This window comes from Sphingopyxis sp. SE2, assembly GCF_032227185.1.
Lineage (GTDB): Bacteria > Pseudomonadota > Alphaproteobacteria > Sphingomonadales > Sphingomonadaceae > Sphingopyxis.
The window spans coordinates 272,104-292,006 of the sequence record NZ_JAPMXW010000009.1 but is presented as its reverse complement, the minus strand read 5'-3'; the positions used below and the strand labels follow the sequence as shown (position 1 = coordinate 292,006).

General features: G+C 62.0%; 17 protein-coding genes. 11 read left to right on the top strand and 6 right to left on the bottom strand.

Going from position 1 to position 19,903, the window contains the following annotated elements; genetic code table 11:
* Positions 1–56 precede the first annotated feature (56 nt).
* From OVY29_RS23940 to OVY29_RS23925, 4 genes are all read right to left on the bottom strand, one after another.
* Complete coding sequence (locus OVY29_RS23940) at positions 57–3,026, bottom strand: Tn3 family transposase (protein ID WP_014072601.1); 2,970 nt, start codon at positions 3,024–3,026, stop codon at positions 57–59.
* Between the two features lie 91 nt (positions 3,027–3,117).
* Positions 3,118–4,536 carry a mercury(II) reductase gene (gene merA / locus OVY29_RS23935; RefSeq protein WP_313912358.1) on the bottom strand — a complete coding sequence of 473 codons (1,419 nt, stop codon included), beginning with the start codon at positions 4,534–4,536 and terminating at the stop codon, positions 3,118–3,120.
* 37 nt (positions 4,537–4,573) lie between these two features.
* Positions 4,574–4,903 (bottom strand): heavy-metal-associated domain-containing protein, encoded by a 330-nt coding sequence (locus tag OVY29_RS23930; protein WP_004213249.1) that lies wholly within the window; start codon positions 4,901–4,903, stop codon positions 4,574–4,576.
* A gap of 12 nt (positions 4,904–4,915) precedes the next feature.
* Positions 4,916–5,311 (bottom strand): mercuric transporter MerT family protein, encoded by a 396-nt coding sequence (locus OVY29_RS23925; protein WP_014072602.1) that lies wholly within the window; start codon positions 5,309–5,311, stop codon positions 4,916–4,918.
* Positions 5,312–5,387: 76 nt separating this feature from the next.
* Between OVY29_RS23925 and OVY29_RS23920 the strand changes: the two genes are divergently transcribed.
* Together OVY29_RS23920 and OVY29_RS23915 are read left to right on the top strand one after the other, a co-directional pair.
* Positions 5,388–5,810 carry a MerR family transcriptional regulator gene (locus OVY29_RS23920; RefSeq protein ID WP_039330852.1) on the top strand — a complete coding sequence of 141 codons (423 nt, stop codon included), beginning with the start codon at positions 5,388–5,390 and terminating at the stop codon, positions 5,808–5,810.
* 169 nt (positions 5,811–5,979) lie between these two features.
* Positions 5,980–6,540 (top strand): recombinase family protein, encoded by a 561-nt coding sequence (locus OVY29_RS23915; RefSeq protein WP_313912422.1) that lies wholly within the window; start codon positions 5,980–5,982, stop codon positions 6,538–6,540.
* A gap of 174 nt (positions 6,541–6,714) precedes the next feature.
* Here the strand turns inward: OVY29_RS23915 and OVY29_RS23910 are convergent, their stop codons facing one another.
* The gene (locus OVY29_RS23910) at positions 6,715–8,187 is read right to left on the bottom strand and encodes an MFS transporter (protein ID WP_313912421.1); all 1,473 of its coding nucleotides are present in this window, start codon (positions 8,185–8,187) and stop codon (positions 6,715–6,717) included.
* 176 nt (positions 8,188–8,363) lie between these two features.
* On the opposite strand from OVY29_RS23910, the gene OVY29_RS23905 reads away from it, so the two are divergent.
* Positions 8,364–9,341 carry a zinc-binding dehydrogenase gene (locus OVY29_RS23905; protein ID WP_313912420.1) on the top strand — a complete coding sequence of 326 codons (978 nt, stop codon included), beginning with the start codon at positions 8,364–8,366 and terminating at the stop codon, positions 9,339–9,341.
* 12 nt (positions 9,342–9,353) lie between these two features.
* Here OVY29_RS23905 and OVY29_RS23900 read toward each other — a convergent pair whose 3' ends face one another.
* A complete protein-coding gene (locus OVY29_RS23900; RefSeq protein ID WP_313912419.1) occupies positions 9,354–10,403 on the bottom strand; it encodes an amidohydrolase family protein in 1,050 nt (349 codons plus the stop codon).
* Positions 10,404–10,685: 282 nt separating this feature from the next.
* Here OVY29_RS23900 and OVY29_RS23895 point away from each other — a divergent pair, with 282 nt between their 5' ends.
* From OVY29_RS23895 to OVY29_RS23860, 8 genes are all read left to right on the top strand, one after another.
* The gene (locus tag OVY29_RS23895; RefSeq protein ID WP_313912418.1) at positions 10,686–11,876 is read left to right on the top strand and encodes a CoA transferase; all 1,191 of its coding nucleotides are present in this window, start codon (positions 10,686–10,688) and stop codon (positions 11,874–11,876) included.
* Positions 11,873–12,787: a hydroxymethylglutaryl-CoA lyase gene (locus tag OVY29_RS23890; protein WP_313912417.1), complete on the top strand. Its 915-nt coding sequence runs from the start codon at positions 11,873–11,875 to the stop codon at positions 12,785–12,787. The genes OVY29_RS23895 and OVY29_RS23890 overlap by 4 nt, the downstream gene beginning before the upstream one ends.
* Positions 12,784–14,202, top strand: coding sequence for a 3-isopropylmalate dehydratase large subunit (gene leuC, locus OVY29_RS23885; protein ID WP_313912416.1), 1,419 nt, complete (start codon positions 12,784–12,786; stop codon positions 14,200–14,202). The genes OVY29_RS23890 and leuC overlap by 4 nt, the downstream gene beginning before the upstream one ends.
* Positions 14,199–14,834, top strand: coding sequence for a 3-isopropylmalate dehydratase small subunit (gene leuD / locus OVY29_RS23880; protein ID WP_313912415.1), 636 nt, complete (start codon positions 14,199–14,201; stop codon positions 14,832–14,834). Before leuC ends, leuD begins: the two co-directional genes overlap by 4 nt.
* Before the next feature lie 89 nt (positions 14,835–14,923).
* Positions 14,924–15,559 carry a VOC family protein gene (locus OVY29_RS23875; RefSeq protein ID WP_313912414.1) on the top strand — a complete coding sequence of 212 codons (636 nt, stop codon included), beginning with the start codon at positions 14,924–14,926 and terminating at the stop codon, positions 15,557–15,559.
* 39 nt (positions 15,560–15,598) lie between these two features.
* Entirely contained in the window at positions 15,599–16,774 is a 1,176-nt protein-coding gene (locus tag OVY29_RS23870) for an alpha/beta hydrolase (protein ID WP_313912413.1), read from the top strand.
* Positions 16,771–18,279, top strand: coding sequence for an AMP-binding protein (locus OVY29_RS23865; RefSeq protein ID WP_313912412.1), 1,509 nt, complete (start codon positions 16,771–16,773; stop codon positions 18,277–18,279). The genes OVY29_RS23870 and OVY29_RS23865 overlap by 4 nt, the downstream gene beginning before the upstream one ends.
* The gene (locus OVY29_RS23860; RefSeq protein WP_313912411.1) at positions 18,276–19,442 is read left to right on the top strand and encodes an acetyl-CoA acetyltransferase; all 1,167 of its coding nucleotides are present in this window, start codon (positions 18,276–18,278) and stop codon (positions 19,440–19,442) included. Before OVY29_RS23865 ends, OVY29_RS23860 begins: the two co-directional genes overlap by 4 nt.
* Positions 19,443–19,903: the final 461 nt, after the last annotated feature.

Genomic DNA, 19,903 nt, shown 5'->3' with positions numbered 1-19,903 from the left:
TCACCTCAAGGTTTGTTCGCCAGACAACGATTTCTCGGACATAAGCGGAACATGGGCTACGCTACACGCTTCAACCGCGCCATTGGCTCGTTGAGTGGGTGGAATTCACCTGCTGGAAGTCGCCTGGCCTGCTCCCAGAGGTAATCGCCGGTCAGACTGATGTGCGCCCAGCCCATCGGAGAAAGGTGCGCAAGCAGTGCCGCATCGAACGTCGTGCCGACAGCGTTGAGGTGCTGGGCGGCCCGGTCGAGATAGACCGTGTTCCAGTAGGAAATCGCCGCAATCAGCAGGTTCAGCCCAGATGCGCGAAATTCCTGATTTTCCAGCGAGCGATCGGTGAACCGACCCTGCCGGTTGGTATAGATGGCGGCGGCAAGCGTGTGCCTCGCCTCGCCTTTGTTGAGACCGGCCTGACAGGCACGTCGCAGTTCCGGTTGTTCAAGCCAATCGAGCGTGAACAAAGTGCGCTCGATACGGCCCAGTTCAGCCAATGCAAAATCCAGCCTGTTCTGGCGTTTGTAGGCGGCAAGTTTTCGCAAGATTACTGACGGCGCCACCGTGCCATCCTTGATTGAGGCGACAATCCTGACGATGTCATCCCAATCGGCCTCGATCGCTGCCGTTTTGATGGTGCGGCCCATCAGATTTTCGATGCCCTTGTATGTCGATGGCGCAGCGATCGAACCCAGCTTGCGGTCGCCAATATCGCGCAGCCGGGGCGCGAAGCGGAACCCGAGTAGGTGGCAGAGTGCGAAAACATGATCGGTGGCGCCGCCGGTATCGGTATAGTGCTCATGCAACGGAAGGTTGCCGGCGCCCAGGACAAGCCCGTCGAGCACGTAAGGCGCTTCACCTGCCGTCGCGGACATGATCCGTGATCCGAATGATGCGAAGTGATCGGAAAGGTGAGAATAGATTTTCACGCCAGGTTCGGCGCCATATTTGGCATTGACGTCCGCCGCCCCTGAACGGCTCCGCCCCGACCGGAAGAACTGGCCATCGGACGACGAACTGGTGCCAGCGCCCCAATGCCGCGCGAAGGGTAATTCGTGATGGGCTGAGATGATCATGGCCAGCGCGGCCTGATAGTTCTCGGGTGAAAGATACCAGTTGTGGGTCCATGCGAGTTGGGCATAGCTGACGCCTTCGCTGGCATTGGCCATCCGCTCCAGCCCGAGGTTGGTGCCATCAGCCAGAATTGCGGCGAGTACCGTGCTGGGGTTGTCGTGCTCCTTGCCTGAGCGCAGGTCACGGAATGCGTTCAAAAAACCAGTGCGTTCGGCGACTTCAAGCAGCAGCTCGGTGATGCGCACGCGGGGAAGCAGGGTATCGAGCTTGCGATCGAGGGCTTCAGCTTCCGGTGGGGTGACAGGCGGCATTTGCTGAAGCTTGAGCCGGTCTCGTTCGAGCGACACTCCCTCAAGCTTGTTTGTTTTCAACTGCTTGGCAAATCGGCGCAGCCGCCAGTCAAGATTTCGTGCCCGGTCAGCGAGGTAGGATGCAGCATTTGAATCGAACGGAAGCACATCCGCCACTTTGGCGGCGTCGCGCCGACCCAGCAAATAGGCATCGAAGCGCTGATAGTTGCGGGTTCCCTCGATCCATACATCACCGGCGCGCAAACGATCACGCAAGGTTGCCATGATCGCAATTTCATAACGTCGGCGGTCGATACGGCCGCTTTCGGTGATGAGACGCTTCCACTGCCGATTGGGGAATGGCAGTGGAACGCCATCGGGAAGGTCGCGCGACTTTCGTGTGTTCGCATCGCGAATGACATCGATGGCTTTGATCAGTGCCGTCCCTGTTCCAGACGCCTTGAAGGTGAAGGCGTCCAGAAATGCCGGGCTGAAACGCCGTAGCGTGGCGTAACGCTCGGTTGCCGTTACCAGTGCGTCCTCGCCGGCAAGATCAGCAAGGGCATCTACTTGGGCCTTTGCCGCAACAAGCCGGTGCCAGCCCACCGCTTCGTCAATCAATTCGAGCGGATCGCCGCCATTCTGGACAGCCTCATCAAGTGCTGTAATCGTGGCGCCAAACAGCCGCATGAGTTGCCCCACCGACTGAATACTATCTTGGTAGCGACGCTCGCGCCCACGCCGCGCGCGCGTGAACATGCCGCCGATAAGTCGGTCAAACATTTGGATCGCGGCATCGGCAAGTCTGGCCTCAAGGTCGATCACTGCGGCCGTCAACGTCGCCCGCCTGCGATTGACGCTGTAATCCGAAAGCAGGAATGCCGGTGCCACGCCGCCCTCGCGGACAAATTGGGCAAAGCGGAATTCCGGAATGGCGCCCCCAACTACCGGGTGGATACCTATGCCGCGAACATAGCGCAGGCGCTCAAGCAAGCCATTGATATTGGCCGCAGTCGGGGCTTCTTCGAAATTACGCAACCACGCCAGCGGTGTCATGCCGAAATCCGGGTTGTTGATTACGAGTTCGTCTAGCCGTGTCAGTTCAGCAGAGCTGAGGCCTTCGACGATTGCGGCTGCGGCAGCTTTGCGTGCGCGTGCCCGGCCAGCAAGACCGGCGCGTTCCAGTGTGTCGCCTGACGGAAGAATGAACCGCTCACCCTTCAGGCCAACCATGAGGGCGCGAACAATCGGTTCACCTCTGTCTGTATACTCGGCGGCTTGCGCGGCAAGATTCAGGGCAAGTGCCAGGTCGCCACGTCGAAACGGGCGTATGCCAAGATAACGCGCCACGAGATCGGCATGATCGGTACGGGTTTGCGCGCGCTGACCATATGCAGAGAAGGAGGAAGGATCGACGAATAACTGTGCCGCGAGGTACTGAAGAATGACGTCGGGAAGCCCGATCTCGGGTTGCAGACCAAAGCCGGGATGTCGCATCAAAGCGATTTGTGCAGCCAGACCGAGGCGATTTGCTGGACCATAGCGGCGCCCAACCAATTCAACATCTTCCGCAGAAAGGGTATAATGCCCAATGATCGCGGTTTCTTGGACAGGAGGATCGAACAGGCGCCGGCGCTCGTCTCCGGTCAGAAGTCGGCGTCGTGCCATTTTGCTCTCCCGCTGAGGCGAATTACAAAATTGACACCAAAGCGGCTTGCACTGGAGGGAGGCCATTCGTTGCCGGTTGATCCCCGAGCAATCACCCGGCGCAGCAAGACAGTTTGGCGACATCCTTATCAAACGTTTGGGCCGCCAGTTTGAGGCCTTCCACAGTGGTCAGGTAAGGAAATATCGTTGCACCCAATTCCAGGGTGGTCATGCCGTGTTTGATCGCCAGCACCAGTGTCTGGATCGAATCCGCGCCTTCGGGTGCCATGATCTGGCCGCCCAGCAAACGGTCGTTCGCCTTGTCGGCAATCAGTTTGATGAGACCCCGCGTATCGCGTGCTGCCAGTGCCCTTGGCACAGCATCGAGCGGGAGCAGCGAAACCTTGATGTCCAGGCCTTGCGCCCGTGCTGTCGTTTCAGTGAGGCCGGCGCTGGCGACTTGCGGGTCGGTGAAGACGACGGATGGCATGGAGGAATTGTCGTAGCGGTATTGGTTGCCCGTCACCGCGTTGCGCGCGGCCAGTTTTGCGCCATAGGCGGCCATGTAGACGAACTGGTCCCGTCCCGTTACATCGCCCGCCGCGTAAATGCCTGGAACCGACGTTTCGAGGTGGTCATCGACGACGATTCCACCATTACGGGCAAGCACTATGCCGCGCTCCTCCAGCCCAAGCCCGTCGCTATTGGGTCGGCGTCCGGTGGCGATGAGCACCTGTTCCGCCGCGACGGTGTCACAATGCCCCTCGCAGGTCAATTCGACCCCGCTCTGTGTTTGGGCGATACGCTGATAGCCGACACCTGCGCAAACCCGCACGCCCTCGGCTTCCAAATAGTTTTTCAGCGCGGCACTCACTTCCGGGTCCATTTCGGGGAGCAGGCGGCTTCGGCAGCAGATGGTGACATCAACGCCCAGACGCGAAAACATCTGTCCCAGTTCTACCCCGATCACCCCGCCACCGATCACCAGCAGCGATTTGGGCAAGCGATCCAGCGCCAGCGCCGATGTGCTGGTTAGGTAGGGCACGCTGTCCATCCCCGGAATCGGCGGCACGGCGGCGTGCGCACCCATCGCCAATATGACCTTGCCGACCTTCATGGGCGCATCGCCGACAATCAGCGCACCATCGGCAAAGCGTGCCTTGCCCTCGATATAGCTCACACCGTCATAGGCGGGCAGCAGATCGACATATTTTTTTTGGCGCAGCGTCGTGACAAGATCGTCCTTCGACGCCGCCAATACGGACCAGTCATCCATCTGGACAGCGCCCCCAAGGCCGGGAAAGCGCGCGGCGGCAAGCCCACCATGCACCGCTTCGGCGGCGCGGATCAGCGTCTTGGAAGGAACGCAGCCAACATTGACACAGGTGCCGCCAATCGTGCCGTGACCGACGAGCGCCACTTTCGCGCCCAGATCGGCAGCGGCGATCGCGGCGGAGAACCCGGCAGAACCCGCGCCGATGACGGCCACGTCAAATCCTTCCCGCCCAGGGCGGTTGCAACAGTCGTTCATTGCTTATCGCTTTCTTGAGGCGCTGGCGGCGCCCCGCTCAGTTTTGAATAGCGCGCGCCGGATAACCCGCGTTGGTTGATGCAGCGGCAATCGCAGCAGCATTGGTGCGGCGCGGGTTATAGGTTGCGCGCGCGGTCTTGGCTGCGAAATCGACCGTGACCGCCGTTACCCCGGCGACGCCTTCCATCGCCTTCTTCACGGTGATCGGGCAGGTGGCGCAGGTCATGTTCTCTATGGCAAAGGTGGTTTGCTTCTGAGCGGTTGCGGTAGCCGCGGGGCGATCTTGCGCCGTGCCACTAACTGCATAGGCGACCCCGCCGCCAGCCATAGCCAGCACGGCCATAGCGATACATACTGTCTTTTTCATGGGTATTTCCTTTCAATAGAACCAGGGTGCCCACCAGTCGATGGTGAGCGCCAGGATGGCGACGGCAAGGCCCAGCCACAGCACCGCCTTGGTGGTCCAAGCCGATTGTGGACGAGCGCAGTAGGAACCGTCTTCACAGGGCGGTTTCGGCTTGAAATAGACATGCCAGAAGCCGTAGCCGAGCAGCGCGAGCGTTACGCCTGCGACATAGGGCTTGTAAGGTTCGAGCGCCGTCAGGTTGGCGATCCACGCGCCGGAAATTCCGAGCATAACCAACAGTAGCGGGACGACGCAGCAAGCCGAGGCGAGCCCCGCGCCGATCAATGCGCCCGCCGCAACCCAGTTTGCCTGCTTCGGCTCGTGGTTTTCGGTGAGGGCTGGCTGTCCCGCTTCCGGCGTTGAGACCATGGCTTGAATCCCTTGTTCCAACTGAGTGATTCGCAGTGTAGGCTCTGTAGCCACTACAGACTCAAGAGGTATTTTCATGGAGCAACAGGTCGGCATCTTGCGTGCCCAGCTTGCCCGGAAAACAGGCTGCAATCTCGAAACCATCCGCTATTACGAGAAGGTGGGATTGCTGCCGGGGCCGCCTCGCAGTTCCAACGGCTACCGCGTCTATTCGCCGGAACTGGTGCAAAGGTTGCAGTTCATCCTGCGCGCGCGCGACCTTGGCTATGCAATGGATGACATACGGTCATTGTTGTCGCTCACCGATACCGGTGCACAAACCTGCGCGGAGGTTATGGCGAGAACCGAACTCCACCTTGAAGATGTCCGCCGCCGCATTGCAGATTTGCAGAAGATAGAGGTGACGCTGGCGACCACGTTAGCCAGATGCACTGGAGATGACGTTGCCGAATGTCCCATCCTGGAAGCACTCCAGTTTTTACCCCATCAAGGCAATTGACGCCATCTTTGAGGGATTTGATTTTGTGATGTCAGCTTGGAGTATAGCCTAACCGGACGTCAGGTCGATTGATCGGCATATGTCAGGAAAGGGTGTAGAAACTCATTTATTGACGCTCGTCGTCCAACCCCATAGATTTCAACCTGACGGTTTGGTGGGGGAGCCAGTGATGAAGGGACAGAGGATCGGCTACGTCCGGGTCAGCGCTTTCGAGCAGAATGTCGATCGCCAACTTGAGGGCGTGGCGCTCGACAAGATCTTCACCGACAAGGCCTCGGGCAAGGATGTCAAACGCCCCCAGCTCGAAGCCATGCTGTCCTTCATCCGCGAAGGCGACACGGTGGTCGTGCACAGCATGGATCGCCTCGCCCGCAACCTCGATGATTTGCGCAGGCTCGTGCAGTCGCTGACCGCCCGCGGCATCCGGATCGAGTTCCTGAAAGAGAGCCTCGCCTTCACTGGCGAAGATTCCCCTATGGCCAATTTGATGCTCTCGGTCATGGGCGCCTTTGCCGAGTTCGAGCGCGCGCTCATCAGGGAACGGCAGCGCGAAGGCATCGTCATCGCCAAGCAGCGCGGCGCATATCGCGGCAGGAAAAAGGCCCTGACCGATGAGAAGGTGGCCGAACTGAAGAAACGCATTGCCGAGGGTGAACCGAAGGCCACGGTTGCCCGGGACCTCGGGATCAGCCGCGAAACCCTCTACCAATATCTTCGACCGACCGCTTGACGTCGACGTTCACACTATGTCCGCGAAATCGGTGTCTGGCGAACAAACCTTGATATGATGAGGTTGAGGTCAATAAGGAATTGTCGGCGCATTCTTCGGTACTTTCTGCTGTCGACGGTATCCGGCTGAGCCATTTTCACGAGTACCAGTGGGGCACGCCTCGCCTGTAGCACCTCATATCCGGTCGCCGCCCGAGGCGAAATGCGGATCGCTCGCAAGGCGCAACCTTCTCAGGCTGAGCAGAGCAGCGACTACGGAGAGCGCTGCTGCGAAGAGCACCGGCGCCACATGGGCATCGCCGAAACTGCGGAACAGCAAAGCAACTAGCACCGCCCCGACGGTCTGCCCCACCAGCCGTGCTGTCGCGAGCATACCGGCGGCGGCTCCGCTCCGGCGTATCGGGGCGACGCCCAGCATGGTTCGGCTATTGGGCGATTGGAATAGCCCGAAGCCGAGCCCGCACGTCACCATCGCGACGATCAGCAGCAGAAGTGGCGAACGGATAGGCGTGAGTACGAGCAGGCAGAGGCCGCCCGCGACGACGAACAAGCCTACTCCGCCGAGCAGGCCGGCCGGTATCCGCTCGACGAGGCGACCGGCTATCGGCGCAGCAATCGCGATGCCGACCGGCATCGGCGTGATCAGCAAGCCGGTGCTGACCTCGTTGAACCCGAAATGGCCCTGAAGGTAGAAGGGCAGGGACACCATGAGGATCATCTGCGCCGCGAATGCACAGGAGGAGGTCGAGTAGGACAGGCGCAATATCGGGATGCGCAGCAGATCGAGCGGAACCATCGGATCCCCCGCCGCCCATGATCGGTGAATGAGCAATACGCCTGAAGCGACCCCGAGCGCGAGCTCGACCACGGTGAGCGTGGACATCGTTCCCTGGGCGGCGTCGGACAAAGCGAGGAACAAGGCGCCGAAGGCTGAACAATTCAGAATGGCGGACAAATAGTCGAACCGTTTGGTCGCACCCTCAGCCGAGGGGAGATAGTAATAGGCGAGGATGCAGGCGACCAGCCCGAGCGGGATGTTTATCGCGAACAGCCAACGCCACGATCCAAGAGCCAGGATTGCCGCGGCAAGGCTCGGTCCGGCCGCCGAGCAAATCGCCACGATCAGCACATTGTAGCTGATGCCCCTCCCCATCCTAGCCTTCGGATAGATGACGCGCAGGAGAGCGCCGCTGATGGCCATCGTGGAAGCAGCGCCGAGGCCCTGGACGAAGCGCGCCACGGCAAGGCCCGTGAGGCTGGGCGCCAGCCCGCATGCGAGCGAGGCTGCCACGAACAAAGCGAGACCGGAAATGTATATCCGGCGATATCCGGCGATCTCGCCGAGCGTAGCGATCGGGAGCAGCACCATGGCGATCGCGATATGGTAGGCGTTGACCACCCAGATGGATTGCGCGGCGCTGGCGCTCAGATCGCCCGCGATGGCGGGCAGTGCGATATTGGCGATGGACGTGTCGAGGACGGACATCGCCAACGCGAACCACATAGCCGTCATGGCCCAGTAGCGACGCGGTACCGGGAGCCCGTCGGCCAGCTCGGAGCTAATCGCTTGTGCCGCCACAGTCGGCACTATTCGTTTCTCGGCGACATTTCCGGCAGTGGCCGACTCAGCCAGTTCGCGATCGTTCATAGTCGATTTTCCGTGACTTCTATCCGCATATTGCGGGAGAGCGCTCGGCGCTGTCCCCGCCGAAGGCGGCGAGGCTGGCCCGTCCCTCTGTCTAGGGACGGGCCAGCCTCTCGGGAGTCGGCTAGGCGTGCGGTCAATGTTGCCTGTTGGACCTGGGACGCAAAATAGGGGATTCCATGACCACGACCATGATAGCAGGAATCGCGACGGCCGAGGGATTGACGGTCGCTGAGGTCGCTCGGCCCACACCCTCCGACGAACAGATACTCGTCCGCGTCGTAGCGGCGGGAATGAACCGGGCGGATCTCGCCGCCGCGAAGGGAATGGGAGTCGCAAGTGCCAATTCGTACGGAAAGCCAATCGGCATGGAATGGGCAGGCGAAGTCGTCGAGATTGGATCGACAGTCACGGATTGCGTGGTAGGGGATTGGGTCGCCTGCTCCGGCACCGGCGGCTATGCCGAATATGCGGTGGCGGATCAGCATCGCATCTTCAAGCTCAGGTCGGGCGAAGGGGCCGCCCAAGCCGCGGTTTTGCCGCTGGCGCTCATGACGGCGCATGATGCGCTGGTCGTCGCCGGGTTGCGGAGAGGCGAGACGGTCTTCGTCCACGGCGCAACCTCCGCGGTAGGTCTCGCGACCTTACAGATAGCCAAGATCCTTGGCGCCGCCAAGGTGATAGGCGGGGCCCGTTCCGGCGATAAACGTTTACGGCTCGTGACGTTCGGCGCCGATGGGACGATCGACACCGGTGCTGCCGACTGGTCGCAGGCCTTGTTTGAAGTGACCGATTCGAAGGGCGCGGACGTCGCCGTCGATATGGTGAGCGGCCCGTGCTTCGGCGAGCTGATGAAGGGTACAGCGATCGCGGGAAGGATCGTCAACGTCGGCCGGCTGGGGGGTACTATCGGCGAGTTCGACTTCAACCTGCATGCCCTCCGCCGCATCAGCTTCCACGGCGTTACCTTTCGCACTCGGTCGCTGGAGCAGGTCCGGGACATCGTTCGTGGGGTCACGGATGAGTTATGGCCGTCAGTAGAGTCGGGCAGCCTGTCATTGCCGATCGATCGCCGTTTCGACTTAGCGGATGCGGTGGCAGCGCATGCCTATATGGCCGGCAACCAGCACTTCGGAAAAATCCTTCTCGACTGCTAGACCGGTGGCGCATCAGCAACAGCCGGCAGCAGGATGAATCTGCTGTGCCCCACCTTTGTTGCTGAGGGCGTCGAGATGGTGAAGCCCGAACACCTCGATGGCGTTCGTCGCTAATATCCTTTCCTTTTCGGTGTCGGAAAGGTTTGTGAGGCGCACATGGTCGACTGACGCCTTCAGGACGCCGGCCGGATCGTTCGACAGCGGATAGTCCGATCCCATCAGCATCTGGCTGACGCCAAGGATCATGGCGGCGCATTGTATCTCAAGGGGTGACTGCCACATGCCGGGAGCGGTATCGACGAACAGGCGCTTGAGCAGGGTCGGATAATCATAGTCGGGCGCGCTCAGCCATCCCGGCTGGCCGAAGAAGAGTCTCCTCATCGTGACGGGGAGCGACCCGCCGAGATGAGCGAAAACCATCCGTAGGTCGGGTAATTCCGCAAACGCGCCGCCGAACATGAGATTAGCGATCCCAAGATTCAGGTCGGTCGGCTTGCCGATGGATCGTTCCAAGTTCCAGCGTTCCATGTGCTGCAGCGGCCCGCGCCAGCTCGGATGCACGTAGACCGGCAGTTTGAGGTTGGCAGCCGTTTCCAACATTAGCCGGAAATCCTTGTGATCGGGATAACGTCCCCTATGTGTCGTCGTCATGTTGACAGCGCATAGACCAAGGTCACGTGCACGCCGGATTTCTTCCACCATTTCCTCGCCGCCATCCGGCGGAACGGATATCATGCCCGAGAAGCGATCGGGATGACGGCTGACGAGGTGGGCGGTTCCTTCGTTGATGATCCTCGCCGCATCCATCGTCATCCAATCCTGGAAGCAGGCTGCCGACAGCACGGCATGGTCGACCTCGGCAGCGTCCATCGCCTCCAACTGCAGCGTCTCGTCGCACCAGCATATCGGGTCGATCGCCGGCGTGGTTGTGTAGCCGGCCTCGCGGTCATGGCCGGCGATGCGCCCGTAATGGCGAACCGCGTCGATCCGCTCGGGCAGCAGCCTGTCGAATTCCTCGAAGTAGCGCGGCGGGAGGTAATGGTGGTGAACGTCGATTATCATCCTTGAGGTTCCCTTCGATCGCGGCGCAATGAGCAGCCTTCGATCGGCCTGACTGTCGGGCGAGTCGATCTGACGCCAGTTGCTACCGCTACACCTGTCCGGCATCGCCGAATGTCCCCGCGTCCAGGTACCGGTCGCGCCAGGTCGCCGCAGTGTCCCTCCGCGGAGGGACGATCACTCGGAAGATGGCGGGGCTAGACGGCCGGCATGAGCGACTCCGCGCAATCACCTCCCGAGCAAGCCCGATCCCGCCCAGACGCAGGCATTCGAAACGGGCCGTTGGTGGGGCTGCGTATCTTGGAGATCGGGCATTTCGTCGCGGCTCCGTTCTGCACGCGTCTGCTCGCAGACCTGGGCGCCGACATCATCAAGCTCGAGCCGCCCGATGGGGATCCCGTCAGGCAATGGGGGGCGCACATCGACGGGAAGTCGGTCTGGTGGTCGGTGCATGGCCGCAATAAGCGCAGCGTTACGCTAAACTTGAAGACGGAGAAGGGGCGCGATTTGGCGCGCAGCTTGGCCACCCAATGCGATGCCGTGGTCGAAAATTTTCGTCCGGGACAGCTTGCGAAACTGGGTCTCGGCGACGACGAGTTGCGGCGCGCGCGTCCGGATCTGATCATAGCTCACGTCTCGGGATACGGGCAGGACGGCCCGTATCGCGATCGTGCGGCGTTCGGAGTCATCGGCGAAGCGATAGGTGGTCTCCGTCATCTCACCAATCACGGCCCGGGCACAACCGGGCTCCCGCCGGTGCGCGTCGGCGTGAGCATCGGAGACAGTATCGCCGGCCTCTACGCGGCCTTCGGAATCGTGGCCGCTCTCTGCCGTCGCTATCGAAGTCCCGGCGAAGCTGGGCTTACGCTGGACGTGGCGCTAACCGAATCGGTGTTAAGCATGATGGAGGGTATGCTCCCGGAATTCGGTGCGCTTAATATAGTGAAGCAGCCAACCGGAGGCGCCATCGCCACCGCCGCCCCTTCGAACGCTTATCCTACCTCGGACGGCGCATGGATCCTGATTGCCGCGAATTCGGATCGCTTGTTTGCCCGACTGGTTGCCCTCATCGATGCCCCCGAGCTTTTACACTCCGATTTTGCCGGGAATCGCAACCGAGTGCACAATGCGACGCGGCTCGACGGGGTAATTTCGGGCTGGACCAGGACCATGCCGGCCGTAGAGTTGGAGCAAGTGCTGAACGCAGCCGACATCCCCAACTCGAAAGTGTTCACGGTTGCGGACATAGCTCAGGATCCCCAGTTCCGTGAGCGCGGCATGGTACGTGAAGTGGCCGATCCTGCCTTCGGGACCGTCCTGCATCCCGGCATCGTTCCCCATGTGGTCGAGGCACCGGGCGAGGTCAGCTGGCCTGGTTGCGAACTTGGCGCCCATAATGCGGAAATTTTCGGCGATATGCTGGGTCTTTCACCTGAGGCGATCCTGCAGATGCGCGAAGAGGGGGTGATCGGATGAGGGTCGAGCTGGTCGACGTCGCGCTCCGCGACGGCTTGCAGCCAATCGTCCCACGGGTGCCGACCGGCACGAAGATTGCGATGATGCGGCGGCTCCACGAAGCCGGGATTCGGCGTGCGGAGGTGACCGCGTTCGTCAGCGACAGCGCGGTGCCTCAGCTTTCCGACGCCGCCGAGGTGTTGGCCGCCGCGAACGCGCTTCCAGGACTTGACCCGCAGGTACTCGTGCCCAACCCTCGGCGGGCCGCTGCGGCCTTGGAAGCGGGCGCGAGGCATCTTGCCTTCGTGCTGTCCGTATCGGAGGCGCACAATCGCAACAACGTCCGCCGCTCGCCGAAGGAATCGGTCGCGGATTTCCGTACGATAGTTGCCGGTGCCTCGGAAGGAACGAAGTTCCGCATCAATCTTGGCACGACGTTCGACTGTCCGTTCGAGGGCCCCGTGCCTCCGCAAGCAGCGTTGGAGCTGATCGAGGATCTGGTCGCGATCCGCGCCGACGTGGAGATCGCATTGTGCGACACCACCGGAAGGGCTTCGCCCGACAGGGTAGCCGCGCTGTTCCGGTCGGTCTTTGCACGTTTCCCCAATGTATCGGGATGGGCGTTTCATGGCCATGACACCTACGGGCTCGGCGTCGCCAACGTGCTGGCGGCCTGGTCCTCGGGGGTTACGGTGATAGACGCCTCCGTTGCCGGCCTCGGCGGCTGCCCATTCGCGCCGGGGGCGACGGGTAATGTTGCAACGGAGGACGTCGTCTGGACGTTCCAGCAGATGGGCATCGAAACCGGCATCGACCTCAATAGTCTCATCGATCTTGCTGCCGAGAGCGCGGTCCTGCCGGGCGCTCTTACGGGCGGGCGGGTTCGCGACGCGCTGCTCGCTTCGCGGCGACGACGGGAGCCTGCGGCATGACCGCTCCGAAGACCATGTTCGCCAAGATCTGGGACCGTCACCTGATAGCGGATCTGCCGGGCGACGAACGGCTGATCGCTATCGACCTTCACCTGGTCAACGAGGTCACGAGCCCGCAGGCATTCGAGGGCCTCCGCGTTGCGAAACGCACGGTTCGGCACCCGGAGCGCACCATGGCCGTGGCGGACCACAATGTGTCGACCAGTGAAAGACGCTTGACCATAGCGGACCCGCTGAGTCGGGTCCAGGTGGAGACGCTGGAATCCAACGTCCGCGAATTCGCAGTGCCCTACATCCCCCTGCTCAGCAGGCGGCAGGGTATTGTCCATGTGGTCGGCCCGGAGCTCGGCCTTACCGCTCCCGGCACCACCATAGTATGCGGCGACAGCCATACCTCCACGCACGGCGCCTTCGGTGCCCTGGCGTTCGGGATAGGCACTTCCGAAGTGGAGCATGTGCTCGCTACGCAAACGCTGGTGCAAAAGCCCTCGAAGACGATGCTGGTGCGCTTCGAGGGGTCTCTAGGACAGGGCGTGACCGCGAAGGATGTGGTGCTCGCGATGATTGGTCGGATCGGCAGCGGGGGAGCCACCGGCTACGTCATCGAGTATGCGGGCAGCGTGATACGCGGCCTCGACATGGCTGGTCGCATGACCGTGTGCAACATGTCGATCGAGGCAGGCGCACGCGCTGGCATGATCGCTCCCGACGAGACCACTTTCGCCTATTTGCGGAAGCGGCCATTCGCGCCGAAGGCGCAGGCGTTCGACGAAGCAGCTACCGAATGGCGGGCGCTGGCGTCCGATGCCGGCGCGCGCTTCGATCGGGAGGTGGAAGTCGACGCCAGCGTAATCGCTCCGATGGTGACCTGGGGCACGACCCCAGAGGCGGTCACGACGATCGCCGGCCGCGTTCCGGACCCGGGAGACCAGCAGGATCCGCTTCGGGCGGCGCAGATGGCTGCCATGCTCGAATATATGGGCCTCAACCCGGGGCAGCGCCTCGCCGGGCTCCGTCTCGACGCCGTCTTCATCGGCAGCTGCACGAACGGTCGGATCGAAGATCTGCGCGCGGCCGCGGCGGTAGCGAAGGGCCGGCATGTGGCTTATGGCCTGCGCGCCTTGGTGGTGCCGGGCTCTGGCGCGGTCAAGGCAGAGGCCGAGGCGGAGGGGCTCGACCGGATCTTCCTCGATGCTGGATTCGAATGGCGCGATGCCGGCTGCTCGATGTGCGTCGGGATGAACGCCGACCGGCTTCGCCCAGGCGAACGCGCCGCTTCGACGTCGAACCGTAACTTCGAGGGCCGACAGGGGCCGGGCGGAAGAACCCATCTCGTCTCGCCCGCGATGGCGGCGGCCGCCGCCATCGCGGGAGCGCTGGTCGACATCCGCGAATTCAAGGAGCAGTCGCTATGAGCCGGGCTTTCCGGCACCTGGAAGGCATTGGAGCGGCGCTGCCTCTCGCGAACATCGACACCGACAAAATTCTGCCGGCGCGTTTCCTCTCGACGATCTCCCGCGAAGGTCTGGCCGACGCGCTGTTCCATACGATGCGAACCGACGAAGCCGGTGGGATGAAGATGGATTTCGTGCTCAATCGGCAGCCTTGGCGCGACGCTGTGTTTCTCGTCGCGCTCGACAATTTCGGCTGCGGGTCTAGCCGCGAACATGCGCCGTGGGCATTGCTCGACTTTGGCATTCGATGCTTGATAGCGCCAAGCTTCGCCGACATTTTCGCCAACAATTGCACGAAGAACGGAATGCTCACGATCGAGCTGCCGCGCGCGCAGTGCGAGAAGCTGATCGAGACGGTTTCAATGCCTGAGACCGCGCTTCTGGCCGTCGATCTGCCGCGCCAGCTGCTTACCAGCGTCGATGGCCACACCTATCCGTTCGACGTTTCACCCGAACGCCGGCAGAGACTCATGGATGGGCGCGACGATATAGACTCGACGCTGGCGTTGAGTGGGGCGATCGAGGCCCACGATGCTCGGGCGAGCTACTGGCGGCCGTCGATTTCGTCCGATATCGACCTTACCGATAGTTAGTCCCGGCGATCAGGGACAGCGCGCGTTGCCGGTCGCGCCTAAACTGGTCTGAACAGCTGATCGCAAATATATGCACTAGGAGTTTTTTGATGACAGAAGTTGTTCAAGCCGAGCGGGCCGATGCCGTGACCGAAACCGTATCTGGTTCCGGCTTGACGCCTTTGATGTTGAATCATGCGGCATGGGTAACCCATGACGTGGAAGCCACCGCGAATTTCTATACGAAGATCATGGGGATGGAGCTTGCGAGCACCATCTTCGACGACAGCATCCCGTCCACCGGGGACAATTTTGCCTATTTCCACATCTTCTTCAGGATGCAGGACGGCTCCACCATTGCCTTTTTCGAGGCTCCCGGCCTACCGGACCGCGCCGAGGCGACCCATCCCGCTTATGATATTTTCGATCATATCGCCCTGCAGGCAGCCGATCGCGAGGAAGTCGACCGCTGGGCGGACTGGTTGCGGCAGAACGGGATCGCGCTGGTAGGGCCGACCGATCACAAGGGGCTCATCTACAGCATCTACTTCCACGATCCCAACGGCGTCCGCCTGGAGATTACCGCGCCACTCGACCCTGACTGGAATCAGCATACCGAGCAGGGACACATCGACCTCAAATTGTGGTGCGACACGAAGAAAAAGGCCGCGACCGAGGGAAGGGACGTGGCGGAATCGCTGCTTGAGCTGATCCGGGATCAACGCAGGCGCTACAGTGGCTATTGAGGGGCATCGCGGCTTGCCGAAGCAGGGAATCTCCGACGCATGCTGGTAGATCATGAACTCGAATTCGAATGGGTCCACCTTGCCTATGACGAGGCGTCGTCGTTCACCGAGACCTATGGCTTTGCCGGCAACCAGGGGGCCGTCAATCTAGAGGGTGTCTTAATCCGCCCCCGCAACGCGCCTTCGCGCACGTTGCAGGTCATGATGCATCCCGCCTCGACGCTGCAGCTTCTGCCGATTCCTCGTGCAGCCGCTCGCGGCGGTGCCCATGTGTTATGCGCCGGCAGCCGTTACGCACGGAACGACAGCGCGTGCATAATGGAAAAGGTGTTGCTCGATCTCGGCACGTATATCGCCCACGCAAAGAATGTGTGGCACTACGAGCATATCGTTCTTGTCGGGTGGAGTGGCGGCGGCTCGCTCGCCCTGTTCTATCAGTCACAGGCCGAGCGCCCGACCATTACACACAGCCCGGCGGGCGACCCGGTGAACGTCGCCTCCGCAGGGCTGATTCCGGCCGATGCCGTTATCTTCCAGGCTGCGCACACCTCCCGTGCGCGGATTCTCCTCGATTGGATCGATCCGTCGGTACGAAACGAGCTCGATCCTGACGACAGGGACGCCGACCTGGATATCTACGCGCCCGACAATCCTGAGCGGCCGCCTTACTCGGGCGATTATATCGATCGGTATCGCGCCGCCCAGCTTGCCCGAATGCGTCGCATCACCGCTTGGGTGAAGCAGACGCTCGAACATCTGAAGGCGCTCCGGACTGGAGAGGTCGAGCGGGGCTTCGTGGTGCACCGGACGCTGGCTGATCCGCGCTTTCTCGATCCCTCGCTTGACCGCAACGATCGGCGTCCCGGCTGGTGTTATCTCGGCAATCCTGAGACTGTTAACAACGGGCCTGTCGGCCTCGCGCGCTTTTCCACCTTGAGGGCATGGCTGTCGCAATGGTCGATCGATGACACCAATGCAGACGCTCTCCACTGCGCACCCGCGATCACCGTGCCTTTCCTGGCCATCGAGAATAGCGCCGACGACGCAGTGCCGCAGCCGCATATCCACGCCGTCTTCGAGGCAGCGGCGAGTTTGGACAAGACGTTCGCCACGATCGAGGGCGCGACCCATTATTATGCTGGGCAGCCTGACAAGCTGGGAGAAGTGACGACGCTCACGGCGCGCTGGCTTGAGGAACGGGGCCTCGGTACGTGAGCCTCTTTACTTTCCTGCAGAACAGCGCCCGCCGCTATGCAGGCGAAGGAGCGGTGTTCCACGGGACGCGGCAGCACTTGACCTTCGCCGAATGGCATGAAAGATCGCTGAGCCTCGGCGTGGCGCTGCGCGCGATCGGCTCGGCAGGCGACCGTGTCCTAGTCGGAGCCGCCAATTGTCCGGAATATCCGGAGATAATGTTCGGCATCTGGGCTGCGGGAATGGTCGCGGTACCCGTCAACGCGAAGCTCCACGGGCGCGAAATGCGCGAAATTGCCGCCGACGCTGGGGCATCGCTCGCATTCGGCTCCTGGGACCTGGCCCCCGAGCTGGAGGGAAGCGTCCAACGGGTCGTGACGATCGATTCCGAAGCCTATGCCGCGATGTGCGCTCAGCCAGCTTCTCCGCCGATCGCGGTAAAGGCGGACGATCTGGCGTGGCTGTTCTTCACCAGCGGTACCACGGGACGCTCGAAGGGCGCGATGCTGACGCACCGCAACCTCGTCGCGATGTCGCTATGCCACGTTGCGGACCTGGATGCGGTCGAGCACGACCACTGCATCATCCATGCGGCTCCAATGTCCCACGGTTCTGGCCTTTACATGCTGCCCTACGCCCTGCGTGGCGCCCGTCAGGTGATTCCCGCCTCGAACGGCTTCGATCCATCCGAGTTTCTGGCTCTGGCCGACGCTCATGGTGGAGCAGGCGCCTTCCTCGCGCCCACCATGGTCCGCCGGCTTCGAGTCGAAATGGAGGCTTCGGGACGCTCCCGTCACGCCATCCGCTCGGTGCTCTACGGCGGTGGACCGATGTATCTGGAGGAGCTGAAGCGCTCGCTCGAGGTGATGGGACCGGTCTTTCGGCAGCTGTACGGCCAGGGAGAGGCTCCGATGACGATCACCGGCCTCCGCCAGCGGGACCATGTCGGCGCGGACGATGCAGTGCTTGGCTCTGTCGGCTGGCCGCGGTCGGGGGTCGAGGTGCGCGTGGTTGATGAGCAGGGAAGCGACACGCCGGTTGGCACGATCGGCGAGATCATCTGCCGCAGCGACATCGTGATGCGCGGCTATTGGAACAATCCAGAGGCGACGGCGGCCGCGCTGAAGGATGGCTGGCTCTACACGGGCGACATGGGCAGCTTCGACGAGACGGGCTGCCTCACCCTTCGCGATCGGTCGAAGGATGTGATCATCTCGGGGGGCACCAACATCTATCCGCGGGAAGTGGAGGAAGTGCTGCTGACCCATCCCGACGTAGCCGAAGTCAGCGTGATCGGGCTGCCCGACGCCGATTGGGGCGAGGTTGTGGTCGCAGCGGTCGTGCGCGAGCCGGACGGCTCGGTGGATGATGCCGCTCTCGACGCTCACTGCATCGAGCGGATTTCGCGTTTCAAGCGGCCGAAGCGCTACATCTTCCTCGATGCGATGCCCAAGAGCAATTACGGCAAGGTATTGAAGCGCGTGCTGATCGAGCAGTTCGCCCACACCCACGAGGAAGCATCATGACATCGATCGTCGGTTGGGGACATACACCATTTGGGAAGCTCACGGAGGAGACCGTGGAGACCTTGGTCGTCCGTGCGGCCCGGGAAGCGCTGGACCATGCCGGCATAGCCGCCGAGGACGTGGACGAGATCGTCCTCGGTCACTTCAATGCCGGCTTCTCCCGTCAGGATTTTACCGCGGCGCTGGTCCTACAGGCGTATCCGATCTTTCGCCATAAGCCCGCCACCCGTGTCGAGAATGCATGCGCGTCGGGTTCTGCCGCCGTCTACGCGGGTGCCCGCGCTATCGAGGCGGGCGACGCACGTATCGTGCTCGTGGTCGGCGTGGAGAAGATGACCGACACCATGGGGCCCGCGATCGGGGACAACCTGTTGCGTGCTTCCTACCTCGCGGAGCAGAGCAATGTCAAAGGCGGGTTTGTCGGTGTATTTGGCGACATTGCGAGTCAATATTTCGCCCGCTTTGGCGACCAGTCGGATGCGTTGGCCGCGATAGCGGCCAAGAACCACCGCAACGCCCTCGATAATCCGTACGCGCAGATCAGAAAGGACCTCGGCTACGATTTCTGCAGGCAGGAGAGCCTCGATAATCCCCGCGTGGCGGGTCCCCTGAAGCGCACCGACTGCTCATTGGTATCCGACGGTGCGGCAGCGCTGGTGATGACCGATGACGAGACCGCCCGGACGATGCGGCGGGCGGTGCGCCTGCGCGGTCGTGCTCACGCTACCGACTTCCTGCCGATGTCCGCCCGCGACGCCACCGAGCTTCACGGTGCCCAAGTAGCCTGGGGCAAGATGATGGAGCGCTCAGGCTTGCAGCTGTCGGACCTGTCGTTCGCGGAGCTGCACGACTGCTTCACCATCGCCGAGCTGATGCAGTATGAGGCGATCGGGCTTGCGGCGCCCGGCGAAGGGGCCCATGCGATCCTGGAAGGCTTGACCGAAAAGACGGGCAAGCTGCCGGTCAATGTTTCGGGCGGGCTGAAGGCGAAGGGACATCCGATCGGTGCTACTGGCGTATCGATGCACGCCATTGCCGCGATGCAATTGTGCGGCGAAGCGCCGGCGGGAATGCAACTTGCCAGCCCCTCCGTCGGGGCGGTGTTCAACATGGGGGGGACGGCGGTGGCGAACTACGCCACAGCGTTGGAACGGATACATTGACGGCGGACAGCCGCGCAGGGTTCCCGGCGTTCCGCGCAGAAGCTCGCGGCATCCAGAGGCGGCGCGCATGACCAGGATTGAAGTTCCGATGCTCATCATCGGCGGCGTCGTTGCGCGCCCTGTCGACGTCGATCTTCCTAGGGCCCCGTGGGAGTTTCTTCAGCCGTGTACGCTCTCATGACTGCCATCTGCGTTACAAGGCGAGTTTACGCGTCCGCTGGCCTTTGGGCTAGCGGTGAATTTGGCATGGCCGGAGTGCCGCGGGCTCCTGATCGACGACGATTGATCACGCTCTCATCCGCGGATTGATTACCGCAATACCCGTTTCCGTCGCTGGACCTTCCTCACTCTAAGCACGGGCATCGGACTTGCCTGCCCCAACGTACACCGAGGATTGCCCATCACAGTCGGGCGCCCGCGACACACCGGCCATGCCTATGTCGCCAAAGGCCAGAGCCCAA

Bases quoted from the DNA above. Each gene is read 5' to 3' on its own strand.
- OVY29_RS23940 (WP_014072601.1), bottom strand. From the start codon at position 3,026: ATGGCACGACGCCGACTTCTGACCGGAGACGAGCGCCGGCGCCTGTTC.
- merA (WP_313912358.1), bottom strand. From the start codon at position 4,536: ATGAACGACTGTTGCAACCGCCCTGGGCGGGAAGGATTTGACGTGGCC.
- OVY29_RS23930 (WP_004213249.1), bottom strand. From the start codon at position 4,903: ATGAAAAAGACAGTATGTATCGCTATGGCCGTGCTGGCTATGGCTGGC.
- OVY29_RS23925 (WP_014072602.1), bottom strand. From the start codon at position 5,311: ATGGTCTCAACGCCGGAAGCGGGACAGCCAGCCCTCACCGAAAACCAC.
- OVY29_RS23920 (WP_039330852.1), top strand. From the start codon at position 5,388: ATGGAGCAACAGGTCGGCATCTTGCGTGCCCAGCTTGCCCGGAAAACA.
- OVY29_RS23915 (WP_313912422.1), top strand. From the start codon at position 5,980: ATGAAGGGACAGAGGATCGGCTACGTCCGGGTCAGCGCTTTCGAGCAG.
- OVY29_RS23910 (WP_313912421.1), bottom strand. From the start codon at position 8,187: ATGAACGATCGCGAACTGGCTGAGTCGGCCACTGCCGGAAATGTCGCC.
- OVY29_RS23905 (WP_313912420.1), top strand. From the start codon at position 8,364: ATGACCACGACCATGATAGCAGGAATCGCGACGGCCGAGGGATTGACG.
- OVY29_RS23900 (WP_313912419.1), bottom strand. From the start codon at position 10,403: ATGATAATCGACGTTCACCACCATTACCTCCCGCCGCGCTACTTCGAG.
- OVY29_RS23890 (WP_313912417.1), top strand. From the start codon at position 11,873: ATGAGGGTCGAGCTGGTCGACGTCGCGCTCCGCGACGGCTTGCAGCCA.
- leuC (WP_313912416.1), top strand. From the start codon at position 12,784: ATGACCGCTCCGAAGACCATGTTCGCCAAGATCTGGGACCGTCACCTG.
- leuD (WP_313912415.1), top strand. From the start codon at position 14,199: ATGAGCCGGGCTTTCCGGCACCTGGAAGGCATTGGAGCGGCGCTGCCT.
- OVY29_RS23875 (WP_313912414.1), top strand. From the start codon at position 14,924: ATGACAGAAGTTGTTCAAGCCGAGCGGGCCGATGCCGTGACCGAAACC.
- OVY29_RS23870 (WP_313912413.1), top strand. From the start codon at position 15,599: ATGCTGGTAGATCATGAACTCGAATTCGAATGGGTCCACCTTGCCTAT.
- OVY29_RS23860 (WP_313912411.1), top strand. From the start codon at position 18,276: ATGACATCGATCGTCGGTTGGGGACATACACCATTTGGGAAGCTCACG.